Raw genomic sequence first — 14,975 nt, 5'->3', positions numbered from 1 at the left:
TAGAAAGGCGGGAGTTAGAAATGAGTCAAACTGATGATATTCTTCATATTTCCAACTTACGTACATCCTTTTTTGTAGAAGGACAAGAAATAAAAGCAGTTGATGGTGTTTCCTTAATTGTCCCGCAAGGAAAAACACTTGGTATTGTAGGTGAATCCGGCTCAGGTAAAAGCATCGCTTCCCTGTCTATTATGGGGCTTATTCAAAAACCTGGAGAAGTGGTAGGCGGGACGATAGAATGGAACGGAGAAGATTTGCTTCGTAAAACTTCTGCTGAAATGAGAAAAATTCGGGGTAACCAAATCTCTATGATTTTTCAGGAGCCTATGACATCTCTTAATCCTGTTTATTCGATTGGCGACCAAATTGCAGAAGTATATAAAATTCATCAAGGGATGAAAAAAAAGCAAGCATTAATAAAAGCTGTAGAGATGCTTGAACTGGTAGGAATTCCTTCTCCAAAAGAAAGAGTGAAACAGTATCCTCATGAATTATCGGGAGGAATGCGGCAGAGAGTAATGATTGCAATGGCATTAGCTTGTAATCCAGAGCTGCTCATTGCAGACGAACCAACGACAGCTCTGGATGTGACAATTCAAGCCCAAATTTTAGAATTAATGAAAAAGCTTCAGGAAGATCTGCATATGTCCATTATTATGATTACTCACGATCTTGGAGTTGTAGCGGAAATTTGTGATGAAGTTGCGGTAATGTATGCTGGAAAAGTTGTAGAACATGCTGACGTACACTCTCTGTTTGAAGCTCCAAAACATCCTTATACTGTCGGCCTTCTTCAATCAATTCCACGCCATGACATTGAACAAAAAGAGTTAAGTGTTATAGAAGGAAATGTGCCCAAGCCTGATGACATGCCCGAAGGATGCCGGTTTGCTCCTCGTTGTCCTTTTGTAAGTGATATATGTAAAGAACGTTTGCCTTCTTTAGAAAAAACGGATTCGGGAAATGACGTAAGATGCTGGATTTATTCCGATGAATGGGATGGCGAACCGGGGGTGAATGTAAACAATGACTACCAAACTGCTCGAAGTGAATAATTTAAAGCAATATTTTCCTATCAAAGGCGGAATATTGGGGCGTACGATAAACCATGTGAAAGCCGTAGATAATATTAGTTTTTATGTAAACGAAGGAGAAACGTTAAGTATCGTTGGTGAATCAGGGTGCGGGAAATCAACTACTGGGCGTGCCATTCTGCGCCTTGATAAACCTACCTCTGGTGAAGTCATTTTCCAAGGAGAAGACTTGCTTTCTATAAACCAACGGAAATTGCGAAAAAAACGAAAAGACTTGCAAATTATTTTTCAGGACCCTTATGCTTCTATTAACCCTAGGCAAACTGTTCGACAAATCCTGGATGAAGCGATGGGAATACAAAATGTCGTTCCAAAACCAAAGCGGTTAGACCGTATGATGGAGCTGCTTCAAACAGTGGGATTAGGATCTCATCAGCTTGATCGTTTTCCGCATGAATTCAGTGGCGGACAAAGGCAGAGAATAGGTATAGCTAGAGCTCTTGCGGTAAATCCAAAATTTATTATTTGCGATGAATCGGTCTCTGCTTTGGATGTTTCTATCCAAGCACAAGTGTTAAATTTATTGAAACAATTGCAGAGAGATTTAAATCTTACGTATTTATTTATTTCTCATGACCTGGGAGTTGTTCGGCATATATCCAACCGTGTGGCTGTAATGTATTTAGGTAAAGTTGTGGAAATTGGAGAAAAAGAGGCTATTTTTGATAATCCCAAACACCCTTATACTAAATCATTGCTATCGGCTATCCCTGTTCCTAATCCCCGCAAACAAAAAGAGAGAATCGTTTTAAAAGGAGATGTGCCTTCACCTATTGATCCTCCTTCTGGATGCCGGTTTCATACACGCTGTCCATTTGCATCCGACATTTGTAAAACAGAAACACCTAAACTTCGCCAAACAAATTCTATGGAGGGCACTCATACGGCAGCCTGTCATTTTATCGAAGAAATAGAATCCGGTCAAAGACAACCTTTTTACTAAATAAATAGAATACTATTACTGTTTATATTGATTATGGATATAAACAGTTTTTTATTTTTGTTTTTGGTACAATAAATTTGGGAATTTTGTTCCCGTGGTATAATCCGGATTACTACATAACTACATTTATTCGTTCAAGAGTATCCTTTTTATAAACTTAATTCTATGAAAAGATGAATATTAGAAAGGATGGGTGCTTTGTTTGAGATAAAAACATACCCTGAGTTTTCTTGGTCGCTTTCCCGTCATAAAACATTAATGCACTGCGCACGTCAATATGCCCATCAATACTATTCCTCGCATAATGGATGGCTTCGAAATGCTCCAGAATGGAATAAACAAGCGTATCGCTTAAAAAACCTTACGAATCTTGAAATGTACTTCGGGTCTGTTGTGCATGACATCATTGAACAGGTCATCGAAGATTATTTGAATACCGGTATTCTCCCAGAGGAAACCGGGTTGACCGAAAACGTTAGAATGCTTTTAAATAAAGGATTTATTGATTCCACGCGCCATTATAAAAATTGGATAGAACGTCCGAAAAAGACTACCATGTTCCATGAGCTATATTACGGGCAAACCAAAAAGCTTCCAAAAGAGAAAGTAGAAAAAATCACACACCGATTAAACGTAGCAATGAAACACTTTTTATCAAGTAAAACCATGCAAGAACTAGCGTATAATGAACAAATTGAGTTTTTAGAAGCAGAAAAATTCCGCATTTTAGAAGTAGGTAAATTAAAAGTTTTTGTCGTCTTGGATTTATTATATAAAGACTTAGAACGTAATAAATGGGTTATCGTAGACTGGAAAACGGGAAAACAATCAGAGGAAGATCCGTATCAGCTTGCACTATATGTTCTTTATTTATTGCAATCATATTCTATACCAGACTTAAATAATATCGTTATCCGAAATGAGTATTTATTAGAAGGAAATTCGGTAGAACATCAGCTTGACCAAGTAACTCTTGAAAAAGTACAAGAATTAATAGGCACAAGCGTAGAATGGATGACAGGTTATTTAGAAGAACCTTCTGAAAACAAACCGCTTTCTATAGAAAATTTCCCGAAAACCTCTGATCAAAGAGCATGCCGATATTGCAATTTTTACGAACTATGTTTTTCGTGACAAGAAGTGGCATATGAATGAACTATCTCCCAAAAAACATAAAGGCAATAGATATGGCCTTTTCATTCATAACGCACTGGATTTAAGATATAGGCCAGGTGAAACGAATGAATACCATCTGTATTATCCCTTGCGGCAAAAAGAAAATTTGGGACATCGATCCAGAAAGTGGTCCAGTATATGCAAAAAATGCTTATCAAGGCACACTGCACAAAAAATGCCAGCAATATGCAGATTACCATCTATGGCCTTGGGTGACCCTTTCAGCCAAGCACGGATTTTTACTTCCTTATGACATTGTCCCAGAAAATTATGATAAAGGTTTTCACTTTCCAAAACATAAAGTGATCAGCGATGAATCTTTGCGTCGCCAGTGGTTCGAAAAAAATTTATATAAAGCGGATCGTATAATTTTATTGACGGGGAAAAAACACGAACGAGTCATGAAACGAATAGTAGAAGATGAGGATGCTCATCAATGGAAACAGCCGTTAAAAGGGGCGCGAGGCATTGGAGAAATGCTGCAAAAACTGACAATACCATGAACTTCCTGCTCTTCCATGGCGTTGTATTCCCCCAATATAAAGAGAGCTGTCGACTTGCCGGACAGCTCCTATATTTATGCGTTAAGACCACCATGTTAACGGTAGACCATCGATAGAATGAAAATAACTTAATTTTCAGGGTTTACTAAGGGCTTCCACCGTTTGAAGTTGTGCAAAGCCAAGTTTTTACTCACACTCTAGAAGAACCTTCTTGTTTTTTTACTCGTTCTCTTAATTTAAACTTCTGTAGTTTACCGCTCGCATTTCTTGGTAACTCATCAACAAACTCATATCTGCGCGGACGTTTATAATTAGCAAGTCTGTCACTTTCTATACAAAATTTTTCAAGCTCTTCAGCTGTCACTGATTCTTCCTTTTTTACAACAAAGGCCATAACCCTCTCTCCCCATTTTTCGTCTGGCTCCCCGACAACAGCAGCATCAAGAACACCTGGATGATCAAATAAAGCATCTTCGACTTCACGGGAATAAATATTTTCTCCACCGCTTACAATCATATCTTTTATTCTATCGTTTACCCATAAATACCCGTCACTATCAAAGTAACCCACATCACCAGAGAAGTACCATCCATCGCAAAGTACTTCAGCTGTTGCCTCCGGCCGTTTATAATACTCACTCATCATACTTGGTCCGCGTACGATTATTTCTCCCTGCTCCCCGGCTGCCACTTCGTCATTTGGATCTAATTGTCCGTCGTTTCCTGCTCTGACCACCCGTATCTCATGGTTTATTAAAGGCTTTCCAGCAGAACCAGCTTTGGTTAATTGTGCCTCATCCGGTAATATCGTTATTGCAGGTCCCATTTCAGTCATCCCGTATGCTTGAACTAGTTGAACGTCAAACGTACCGTGTACTTCTTTTACAAGGGCCGGAGCCATAGGAGCTCCTCCATATAACGCTTTTTTTAAAGAATCTAATTTTATTGATTCTTTTTTCTCTTGGATAAGCTTACTCCACATTGTTGGTGCTGCAAAAAATATACTGATGTTTTCTTTTTGCACAGTGTTCAACACAGCTTCTGGGTCAAAGTGATGAAGCAATACATTTTTTGCACCCATTTGAAGACGTGGAATGAAAGCACAATGAAGCTCTGCACAATGAAATAAAGGAGCAATAGAAAGACCTATATCTTTTGTTGAAATTCTTTGAGAAGCAATAATAAGGACACTTTGATCAACCATATCTCGGTGCTTGTGTACTACTCCTTTAGGTTTGCCGGTCGTACCGCTCGTATACATAATGGCATATATATCATCTTCTGTTAAGGAAACATCAGGGCGTACCGCCTCTTCTTTAGAAAGCCTTTCATAATAAGAGTCAGCGTAACTTGGAGGGTCTTCATCGATGTACCAAAATTGAACGTTTGGAATCCGATCTGCCAATGGACGAATCTGATTTTCCACTGCTTTTTCAAATAGTACAATACGCGGCTCAGCATCGTTTATAATAAATTCTATTTCTTTATCAGCCAGTCTAAAATTTATTGGATTAAATACAGCTCCAAGTTTAGCACAAGCTAAAAAGGTCATCGCAAATTCGCTTGTATTAAACAAAACTGTTGATACTCTGTCACCCTTTTTCACCCCTGCTCTTATAAAGGCTTGTGCCAATTGATTTACCTCTTTATCCCATTCAGAAAAAGTCCATCTTCTTGATAAACGCACATCTACTAAGGCTTCTTCTTCCGCATAATGTTTAACGGATTGTTCAAACACATCGCGTATTGTAGTCATCGCTTACCTCCATTTCAATTATGATTTGGCATAAAAAGACTCTAATTGTTCTCTTAACGCTCTTTTTAAGAACTTTCCAACAGAAGTTTTCGGTAATTCTCTCATAAAGACAACATCATCAGGAAGCCACCATTTTGCAAATTGCGGACGAATAAAATCAATGATCTCTTCTTTTGTTACAGATTGCTTTTCCGATTCTTTAAGAACCACACAAGCTAGCGGCCTTTCCTACCACTCGGGATGAGGCACTGCAATCACTGCAGCTTCAAACACACCTTCATGATCCATGATAGCGTTTTCAAGATCGACCGATGATATCCATTCTCCTCCACTTTTCACTAAATCCTTCGTTCGGTCGACAAGTTTTATATAACCTTCTTCATCCATCGTTGCGACATCTCCTGTGTGAAGCCATCCATCTCGAAAGGCATCTTTAGTCCGTTCATCCTTATAATATTCACTTGCTATCCATGAACCTTTTATCATTAATTCACCTATATCCTCGCCATTTCTTTCTAATTCACCGTCACTTCCTGTAACTTTCACTTCTAGACCTGGTATTACAAGCCCTTGCGTAGCACGAATGGCTAGTTTTTTATCCTCTTCTATATTTTCATGATAGCTCTTAAGAGTGGACACACTTACAAGAGGGCTGGTCTCGGTCATACCGTATGCATGCAGGAAAGGTATATTATACTTCGACTCAAACGCTTTAATCATTGCAGCAGGTGCTGCGGATCCACCACATAATACCGCTCGTAAACTTTCTGTAACATAGCTTCCGCTCTCTAACTCTTTTAATAGTCCCAGCCATATGGTAGGAACACCGGCACTTAACGTAACTTGGTAATCTTCAATTAGTTTTGCTAAAATGCCTGGTGTGAATTGAGGACCAGGCATCACTTGAGTAGAACCAAACCACACTGCTGCAAAAGGCAGTCCCCATGCGTTTACATGAAACATTGGCACGACCGGCAAAATTGTATCTTTTTCCGATAACGCTGCACTGTCAGCAAGACCTAAAGCCATACTGTGTAAAATAATGCCGCGGTGACTGTACATGACACCCTTTGGATTGCCAGTGGTGGCTGAAGTATAACAAATTCCAGCATTAGCATTTTCATCTAAATCTTTAACAAATTCATACTTAGGATTGCTTTTTGCAAGAAGCTTCTCGTAGGCATACACGTTAGAAAGAGAAGTTTCAGGAACATCTTCACCATCACCAAAAACGATGAATGCCTCTACCGTGTGTAACGTTTCTTTAACATTTTCTAAAAGTGGAAGCAGTTCGGCATCCACTAAAATGACTTTATCTGCTGCATGATTGACGATATAGGAAATATGCTCTTCAGCCAGCCTGATATTAATCGTATGAAGAACTGCACCCATTCCCGGTATTGCAAAATACGCTTCCAAGTGGCGGTGATGATTCCAAGCAAATGTTGCCACACGATCCCCTTTTGTTACGCCCAAACCCTCCAAGGCATCGGCAAGACGCCTTGTTCTTTCTCCTATTTCTTCATAGGTATAGCGGTGGATCCCCTTTGAAGTACGGGAATGCTCGCTCAATCATAGACGGAATCAATAATTGCGTATTCATCATAACTTTTCCCCCTTTAAAAATCTTCTTCGAAAAAACTAGAATATTTTCAATATTTTATATAAACAGTCATTTTTCCTGCTTTTTATAAAAATTCATTAAATATTCTTCAGTATTATTGATTGCTCTGGTAATTCCCCCCATAAGATGGGTAAAATATAATTAATATATTGCTTTTTCGTTTGATAAAAATAAATGAAGGGTAGTCAATACGGCAAAAAAATAGTTCGTGCAGGTGGAAATGAGGGAGATACAAGTGAAAAAAGAAACAAGTTGGATGATAGCAAGATTTTTTATGGTGACAGCAGCCATTGTTATCATCGTTTGGGCAATAGTAACTTTATTTAAGCTCACCTATCCTTTTTGGATAGCCGCATTGTTCGCGTGGATGCTAAAGCCGCTCTCACGTTTGTTGCAGCGACAATTTAAATTCCCTCCGGGGCTCGCTGCCTTAACCTCTTTATTAATCGGCCTTTCCATTTTTGGAGGCATTATCACAGGCTTAACGTTCTTAATAATTGACGGAATTCAGCGATTTGCCGATAGAGCACCAACCTGGATGGAAGATGCTTTTCATAACATACAGCAATTTATTAATCAAACGATATTACCTGCTTGGCGGGAAGTAAGCGGCGCAGCCGAAGACTTCAGTAAACGAGAGGGCTTTTCATTTAACGATGGTATTTCAGAAATCGGCACACAGATAGGAACTGCACTTGGTCAGTTCGCTCAAAAAATAGCTGACGGACTTACTCAAATTGTTTTAAGTGTCCCTACATTTCTTGTTGCTTTTCTTTTCATTTTGTTAGCCATTTATTTTTTAGGAAAAGATTGGGAAAGAATTATTAATGCTCTTCGAAAATCTACACCATTAGTTTTGTATAAAAAGACACATGCTTTTCATCAGGCCATGTGGATAAGAGTGTTCGGTTATTTAAAAGCCCAGTTTATACTGATGACAGTAACCGGGATCATTGTATTTATCGGTCTATCTTTATTAAGAATAGATGGAGCAGTCACTCTCGCTATCGTGGTTGGTATTGCTGAATTTCTTCCTTATCTCGGCACAGGAACTATTTTGCTGCCATGGTCTTTATATCTGCTTGTTACTGGAAGTATCGGCTTAAGTATCAGTTTAGCTGTCTTGTATGGAGTTACCATGATTGTGCGGCAAACGATAGAACCTAAAGTACTTTCTTCAAGCATGAATTTAAATCCTATTGCTGTTCTCGTTTCCTTGTTTGCTGGGCTGCAGCTTTTTGGCGCAGTCGGGCTGCTTTTTGGACCTGTTTTACTCGTGATAATTGTTATATTAGTAGACATCGGAGTGGCAGAAGACATAAAGCGTTTTATAAGAGATGGTTTCAGCTCTTAGCTCACAGTCTATGATGCTGCACTCTTTATTAGAGAAAATGTGCAGTATCAGTTTGATCTTACGTTTTCTTCTGGCTCAATCCAGCTGTTTTTAGTGTTTACAGAAGCAGCCAGCCGATAAGCGTTCCAATTCCTCTATAAAGGACAGCAAAAGGCATATTTATGCAGCGTTATATAATACGGATTTTGCTTAGTATTTTGAGCTGTATACCGTCACCCCATAAGTGCCGACAGCAGCTGTTGCTAAAGCACCCGTTATTAACACCATACCAATACTGATAGGATTTATTATTTCATATAACGGCGGAAGTGCTTCCATTAATACGCCAATGGTAGCGATTGGATGAACACCAAATATAGACATTAATAAGTATGAGAATTGAATAAGAAGCAATATAACGACCCGAAAATTTGCAGCTGCCATAAATGGCTTGGATAAAATATAACAGCGGTGTATGATTTAAACTGCTAGAAAAAAAGCCTAAAGACAAAAACAACACTGCAAAATTCTGCATTCCATTTGTTCTGAATTTCCATATCGGCCATCCTATCTTACGAAAACTTCTATAACGCCCTATCACCATAGCCCATATAAAGGAAAACGGTATAATGACAAACGTCACAGTTAGAATAAAGTTTAAGCCTGTCCAATTTCCAAGCAGTACAAACGACAACTAAAAAATAGCAAGAGCAATATATAATTGAACCACTTGGTAAGGGCAGGGAGGTTTGATCGCCGTATTAATCAAATGCTGCGGGTAAATGTGTCTGATTTAGGAAAACTATATCCGAGAAGCTTCCTTACAACGTATATTCTTGTATCTTTTATTAATCTATCAGCAATCCCATTGTCACATCATGTATTGTAGGAAAATCTATCAAAAGTAAAAAAGAAATGGAAGGATTCTTTTATCAGCAGAACGACACTGAGAGCATTTTCTGTTGCACTTGCATGGAGATCATGGCAGCGATTACAATCGACGCAACGGGAGTTGGCTATTTAGCTTATTTACCTTGGCTGTTGTTGTGTTCTTTGTTAGTTTCTATTATTGACGTTTGGTGCAGGAAAAATTATTTTGCAGATCATCCTTATGAACCGGCCGGAAACGGGCGAGTCGTCCTATACACATGCGTTTCCTACTATTTATCCATGGAAGAACAGTTAAAAAAGCCAGCAGCTGCATGTTAGACGTTAACCAGAAAGGAATAACATGGATAGACATACCTCTAATTATAAATAAAATGACTCCCGTCCCCATAAACAAGCAGCCTAATATTCGAAACAGACGTGCTGCCCCTAAAAAAAGAAATAACAACCTTGGTATGGCTAAGAGTCCAGTTATGTAACCTAAAGTCTCGCTTTTTATAAAAACATTTAATAAAAATAATCCTAATACTCCCGTCTACAATATATATCATTTATTTATTGTTAAAATAACCCAGCATACTTCAAAACTCCTTCTCCCACTCCTCCACCTCTTACATAGATTGTTTTAAAATAGAATTCATTTGCAAGGCATGTTAAATGACAATCATTTTGGTGTAGAATTTGTCTGTTACTGTAAAAAAAGAGAAGTTTTCACCGAAATGAAAAGGAGCTCTTTAGTTTTAAAAAATCTTCTACATCCTGGACCAGTTACCATTCCTCTATTTACGAATCCTCTATCCGTTATTTCTCCCGTGACAATATTACTAAATTCATCTCAAAATAATGCAGATTATTATAGGAAGATTTCACTGATTACGATGACTTTTCATTTTGTTTAAAAGCTTCCATTTCCATTGATTTCCCGTCTAAACAATTGATACGATGTGAATCATTAATGCGACAACATTCAATTTAGAAGTGGGAGGTTTTGTACCTTGAAACTAAAACCAACTGTTATTACTTGGAAAACATTAGGTATACCTGCGTTAGCAGCCGGTTTCGCTTTTTTTGCGAGCCCTGTTGGCACGGACGCTAACGAATTAGGAGATAAAGAATTATCAATCGGAGCAGAAAGCTCTCAAGTTGAAGAGTTGCAAGAACTCTTAGAAGAAGAGGGTCTTCTTGAAGAAGAAAACATTAATGGCACATTCGATGAAGAAACGGCTGATGCTGTTAAAGACTATCAAGACGAGCATGAACTGCGTATAGATGGTATTGCTGGGCCGCATACAATTGGCGCTCTTGAAATTCTAGGAAAGGGAGATGACGGAGAGCCAGTTAAAGTATTGCAAGTTAAACTAAATAGTCTCGGTTTTTATGATCAGAAAGTTGACGGAAAATTTGGTCCAAACACTCACGATGCCGTTATTGACTTCCAAAAATCTGAGGACATTCTTATAGATGGACTAGCAGGACCTCAAACTTTTGGGGCTTTGGTAAAAGCGATAAACAACTCTGAATCTAGTAAAGAAGAAAACTCAAAAGAAAAAGAAGAAGCAGATGTTTCTAAAAGCAGTAATGAGGAACATTCGGAAGAACAGCAAGAAGATGTGGCATCTGAACAAAGTTCTGAAGCAGAAGGTCGTACATTACAAGTAGAAGCGACAGCTTATACTGCTAATTGCTCTGGCTGCTCCGGTGTAACAGCTACTGGAGTAGATTTGAACGCAAACCCTGACGCTAATGTTATCGCAGTAGACCCTGATGTCATTCCACTTGGCTCTAAAGTAAAAGTAGAGGGCCACGGAACTTTCACAGCTGCTGACACTGGTGGAGCAATCAACGGCAACAAGATTGATATATTTATGCCAAACAAAAGTGGAGCTACAAGCTTTGGCCGTCAAAGTTTAGAAGTAACAGTATTAGAATAAAAACATATTAGAGACACCCTTACAGCTCAATCTGAGGGTGTCTTTTTCTTTGGTTCTTCGAGAAAATGAATGAAGATCTCGGTTCAGCTTTTATTAATACATTAAGGTATGCCATTTTCATGTGTTTTTATAATCCCATAAAGAGTTGCAATGACTGGTACTATTTCATTATGCTTTGCAGCTATCCGAAGAGCACCGCCATGCAAATGTTCTACTTCTAGCGGCAGGCCTTTTCTCAAATCTTGATGCATAGAAGAAGTAGCTTGTTCCGGAAAGCTTTGTAATTGATTTGCTGCTTGAACAATGTCATTATCTGTTAAGCTTATTCCTTCTCGATTCGCTAACGTCTTCATTTCCTTTAGGACATTTTCAGCAGTCTTAAAAGATGCCCTTGTCTCTATAATATCTCCTATCGTACGTTGAGCTGCTGATGTAATGCCAGAAAAAGCAGTAATAAACATATATTTTTTCCAAATATGTGTTAGAATATCTTTTTTCTTATAACTATTGGCATTTATTTTTTCACTTTCTATTTCTAATTTTTCACATATGTCTTGCTGCTTTTCATGAAGCGGTCCGAAAAGAATGTCATGTTGTTTGCTAGTATGTTCGAAGTGGCCTTTGGCATCTAACGTAGCAATAATAAAAGCAATACCTCCGATTACTTTTTCTTTCCCTAATGCTTCTTGTAATATATGTATATGCTCCACCCCATTTAAAAGCGGCAATATAAATGCATTCGTTCTTTCTGAAATCTCTTTAATTTGGGGCAGTGCTTGCTCAAGATGGTATCCTTTTATAGCAAGAATTATTATATCTGCTTTTTCTACCGTTTTCGGATCTGTATGTATTGTAATGTCTTGTTTTTCAAAATCACCCTGTATACTATTAATTTTCAAACCTTCACAGCGAAGTTGTACTGCTCGTTTTTCTCTCACAAAAAACGAAACATCGTTCCCTGCTTCAAGAAATCGTCCGCCAAAATAAATGCCTAATGCTCCTGCTCCATACACTGCGATATGCATTTGTTAACCTCCTCTTTATCTATTTGTATCGTATGTTATCATAAGAAATGCAATAATCCTATTTTCTAATATACTGGCCTTGTTTAGGAGAGAAATATATGAATATGAAGTTTGATTTCCGTTCCCTTCATCCAAAATCATTGTTTCAAAAATTGTCCAAACGCTGGTCGCTTGCAGCAGCTAAAGCTGACCCAATGGATGCCCTTAGCCGGATGGAACGAAGAAGACAACTAAAAGAATCCAAAACGGATAATAGTCTATTTCGAGCTTCATTAATTGCTTTTGCAATTATATGTGCAGTATTAGCCCTCATGCCGTTCGTTTATTTTCTTCCATGGGAACAAATAGCAGAATGGTTTGTTTTTTTCCTTTTAGGTGCCTTGTTTATCTCTTTTACTCTTTCAGCCATCACGATTAAAAAGCAATCTAAATATGTGAAACTACCTTACATGTGGGGAATTATGATTTTTTCTATATTGCTGCTAGCTTTCTATCTTTTTATTTTAATATACTTTCGCTTATTGCTTTAAGAAATATTAGTTTTACCTTTATTTTTTGCGCCATACTTTTGTTCGTATATTTTATACTTCGAACCTGGATCTGTCACATCGTTTCCGTGACAAATGGAAGCCAAACTCGGATCCAGGCTTTCTACAATTTTTCCACTTTCTATCGCTTGTTCCATGTTAGCAGTGAAAGCTTTAATTGGAGGAGAAAGTTCTCTTTTTTTGGAAGTAAATAAATCCCCGCACAACAGCACGTCATCCTGACTATGATAAAAAACTGTGTGACCGGGTGAGTGTCCTGGAGTAAAATAAGGCGTTAACCCCATCATTGTATGTAATACACCTGCCTCATCAGCAGGAATTTTTTTTGCTATCCCCTTCTTTATTAAGTATTCTGGTTTCTTTCTACGGGGATATATAAGATCTCCTTCCATATAAGGAATCTCTTGTTCATGTGCGTAAACCGACACTTTTTCTTTTTTTAAAATAGAAGGTAAACCATTTGTATGATCCATATGTCCATGAGTTAACAAGATCATTTGCAAAGGTCCATGCTCTCGAGCCAATTTCAGGAGTACAGATGACATAAAATTCATCCCCGTGTCGACCAATATGGATCCTCTTTCAGTTTTTACTACCCATGCACTTATTTTTAATCCAAACCAGACTTCGGCTTTATATATATGTTCTGAAATTTGCCTCACTTTCAACTCAATCGCCCCTTTTGTTTTTGCTTTTATATTAGCATTCGTGTTTTCCGTTCACTTTTCCTTTTTTTGGTTTTTGGATGGCAGATATTTTGTTAATAACAGAAATAAAAAGAGGGTTTGGAGACGTCATACGTTTCCAAACCCAATTGTAAAACGATTATCTATCTTTTGTTGATGCTTGCTTTAAAAGTGCAATAGCCATAGCAACACTTGAGAAAATTAAGCCAAATGCCAATCCAATTATAGCTACCAGCTCTACGACCATCTTGATCCCTCCTGCTCTTAGTTTGTCAGGTTGTGATCCTTAGATGTTTGTTATATATGTTCCCTTCTATGCTGCTATTCAAACTAAAATTATACTATAATTATAAAAAAATTCAGATTAGTTAGTCAATAAATGTTTAACAAAATTATATTGACTGTTTACTAATTCCATAGTAATATTTTTATTGAAAATGAGAATCTTTTTCAATAAAGGGTGATAGCTATGAAAAAATGTTACATATTTGTTTTAAGTTTATTTCTTATGCTTGTGATCGTCGGATGCAGCGAAGGGGAATCAGAAGATTCAGCAGAGAATAACAATGAAGAACAAGACGTCTCAGAAAATGGCACTACTACGGTGAAAGATGCACGGGGAGAGCAGGAAATTGAGGGAACACCGGAAAACATAGTTGTGCTAGAATGGGTTTATGCAGAAGATCTGCTTGCTTTAGGAATGGAGCCGACCGGTGTTGCTGACATAGAGGGATACAATCAGTGGGTTAACATTGAGCCTGAACTTTCTGAAGACGTAACCGATGTTGGTACCCGGCAAGAACCTAGCCTTGAGGAAATTGCCCAATTAGAACCAGATCTTATTATTACCGCACAGTATAGACATGAAGCCATTAGTGATGAACTTAATGAAATTGCCCCTACTCTTATGTTTGAACCTTATCCTGAAGAAGGAGAAGGTGACCAGTATGAAGAAATGGAGACTACGTTTAAAGAAATTGCAAAAGCTGTAGATAAAGAAGAAGAAGCCGAAAAAGTGCTTGGTGATCTAGATGAATCTTATGAAGAAATTTCATCCCAGTTAAGTGAAGAAGGCTTAAAGGGTACAGAACTTGTCTTAACTCAAGCATTCAGTGCCAATGAAAATGCTTCTCTTCGTCTATTTACAGACAACTCAATGGCCATGAAAATATTAAATAACATTGGCTTAGAAAACGCCTATGATGGTGAAGAATTTGAAGTATACGGCTATACAGAAACCAGTGTAGAAAGTCTCGAGCCTTATCAAGATGCTGAGTTTATGTATATTGTGCAAGAAGACGATAATGTATTTGAAAACCAGCTAAGCGGCAACCCAGTATGGGAAAATTTAAACTTTGTAGAGGAAGACCGTACTCATGCATTGCCAGGCGATACTTGGACTTTTGGCGGTCCTCTAGCCGCTGAAGTTTTTGCTGAACAGGCTGCAGAGGCTCTTATAGGAGAGTAA

Annotated in this window: 13 protein-coding genes and 1 pseudogene; 9 read left to right on the top strand and 5 right to left on the bottom strand. The window is 38.1% G+C overall.

The annotated features are described in order from the left end of the window. Window positions 1–20: 20 nt before the first annotated feature. The 4 genes from CEF16_RS00245 to CEF16_RS00230 all read left to right on the top strand — a co-directional run bounded on the left by CEF16_RS00245 (window position 21) and on the right by CEF16_RS00230 (window position 3,716). A complete protein-coding gene (locus tag CEF16_RS00245) occupies window positions 21–1,055 on the top strand; it encodes an ABC transporter ATP-binding protein (protein ID WP_091586094.1) in 1,035 nt (344 codons plus the stop codon). Beyond that, a complete protein-coding gene (locus tag CEF16_RS00240; protein ID WP_091586092.1) occupies window positions 1,027–2,037 on the top strand; it encodes an ABC transporter ATP-binding protein in 1,011 nt (336 codons plus the stop codon). Before CEF16_RS00245 ends, CEF16_RS00240 begins: the two co-directional genes overlap by 29 nt. Window positions 2,038–2,235: 198 nt before the next feature. Next, window positions 2,236–3,171, top strand: a complete 936-nt coding sequence (locus CEF16_RS00235) for a PD-(D/E)XK nuclease family protein (protein ID WP_091586090.1) — start codon at window positions 2,236–2,238, stop codon at window positions 3,169–3,171. Between the two features lie 107 nt (window positions 3,172–3,278). Continuing rightward, entirely contained in the window at window positions 3,279–3,716 is a 438-nt protein-coding gene (locus CEF16_RS00230; RefSeq protein ID WP_091586088.1) for a DUF6884 domain-containing protein, read from the top strand. Between the two features lie 190 nt (window positions 3,717–3,906). On the opposite strand, the gene CEF16_RS00225 is transcribed toward CEF16_RS00230, so the two are convergent. After that, a complete protein-coding gene (locus CEF16_RS00225) occupies window positions 3,907–5,472 on the bottom strand; it encodes a fatty acid--CoA ligase (RefSeq protein ID WP_091586086.1) in 1,566 nt (521 codons plus the stop codon). A gap of 18 nt (window positions 5,473–5,490) precedes the next feature. After that, window positions 5,491–7,078 (bottom strand): annotated as a pseudogene (locus CEF16_RS00220) (long-chain fatty acid--CoA ligase). Between the two features lie 253 nt (window positions 7,079–7,331). Here CEF16_RS00220 and ytvI point away from each other — a divergent pair. Then, on the top strand, window positions 7,332–8,450 hold the full coding sequence (gene ytvI / locus CEF16_RS00215) for a sporulation integral membrane protein YtvI (RefSeq protein ID WP_091586084.1): 1,119 nt from the start codon (window positions 7,332–7,334) through the stop codon (window positions 8,448–8,450). A 189-nt stretch (window positions 8,451–8,639) separates the two neighbouring features. Here ytvI and CEF16_RS23120 read toward each other — a convergent pair whose 3' ends face one another. Continuing rightward, the gene (locus CEF16_RS23120; protein WP_139185971.1) at window positions 8,640–8,873 is read right to left on the bottom strand and encodes a hypothetical protein; all 234 of its coding nucleotides are present in this window, start codon (window positions 8,871–8,873) and stop codon (window positions 8,640–8,642) included. A gap of 537 nt (window positions 8,874–9,410) precedes the next feature. Between CEF16_RS23120 and CEF16_RS00210 the strand changes: the two genes are divergently transcribed. Both CEF16_RS00210 and CEF16_RS00205 read left to right on the top strand, forming a co-directional pair. Beyond that, window positions 9,411–9,638: a hypothetical protein gene (locus CEF16_RS00210; RefSeq protein WP_091586082.1), complete on the top strand. Its 228-nt coding sequence runs from the start codon at window positions 9,411–9,413 to the stop codon at window positions 9,636–9,638. 674 nt (window positions 9,639–10,312) lie between these two features. Then, the gene (locus CEF16_RS00205) at window positions 10,313–11,248 is read left to right on the top strand and encodes a peptidoglycan-binding protein (RefSeq protein ID WP_170031432.1); all 936 of its coding nucleotides are present in this window, start codon (window positions 10,313–10,315) and stop codon (window positions 11,246–11,248) included. A 101-nt stretch (window positions 11,249–11,349) separates the two neighbouring features. On the opposite strand, the gene CEF16_RS00200 is transcribed toward CEF16_RS00205, so the two are convergent. After that, window positions 11,350–12,273, bottom strand: coding sequence for a ketopantoate reductase family protein (locus CEF16_RS00200; RefSeq protein ID WP_091586080.1), 924 nt, complete (start codon window positions 12,271–12,273; stop codon window positions 11,350–11,352). A gap of 98 nt (window positions 12,274–12,371) precedes the next feature. Between CEF16_RS00200 and CEF16_RS00195 the strand changes: the two genes are divergently transcribed. After that, window positions 12,372–12,803 (top strand): hypothetical protein, encoded by a 432-nt coding sequence (locus tag CEF16_RS00195; RefSeq protein WP_091586078.1) that lies wholly within the window; start codon window positions 12,372–12,374, stop codon window positions 12,801–12,803. On the opposite strand, the gene CEF16_RS00190 is transcribed toward CEF16_RS00195, so the two are convergent. Further along, window positions 12,800–13,483, bottom strand: a complete 684-nt coding sequence (locus CEF16_RS00190; protein ID WP_245917954.1) for an MBL fold metallo-hydrolase — start codon at window positions 13,481–13,483, stop codon at window positions 12,800–12,802. The genes CEF16_RS00195 and CEF16_RS00190 overlap by 4 nt on opposite strands. Window positions 13,484–13,976: 493 nt before the next feature. Here CEF16_RS00190 and CEF16_RS00185 point away from each other — a divergent pair, with 493 nt between their 5' ends. Continuing rightward, window positions 13,977–14,975, top strand: coding sequence for an ABC transporter substrate-binding protein (locus CEF16_RS00185; protein ID WP_091586074.1), 999 nt, complete (start codon window positions 13,977–13,979; stop codon window positions 14,973–14,975).

Source organism: Alteribacillus bidgolensis (assembly GCF_002886255.1).
GTDB lineage: Bacteria > Bacillota > Bacilli > Bacillales > Marinococcaceae > Alteribacillus > Alteribacillus bidgolensis.
The sequence above is the reverse complement of the archived record's forward strand: the minus strand, read 5'-3'. Positions and strand labels throughout refer to the sequence as shown.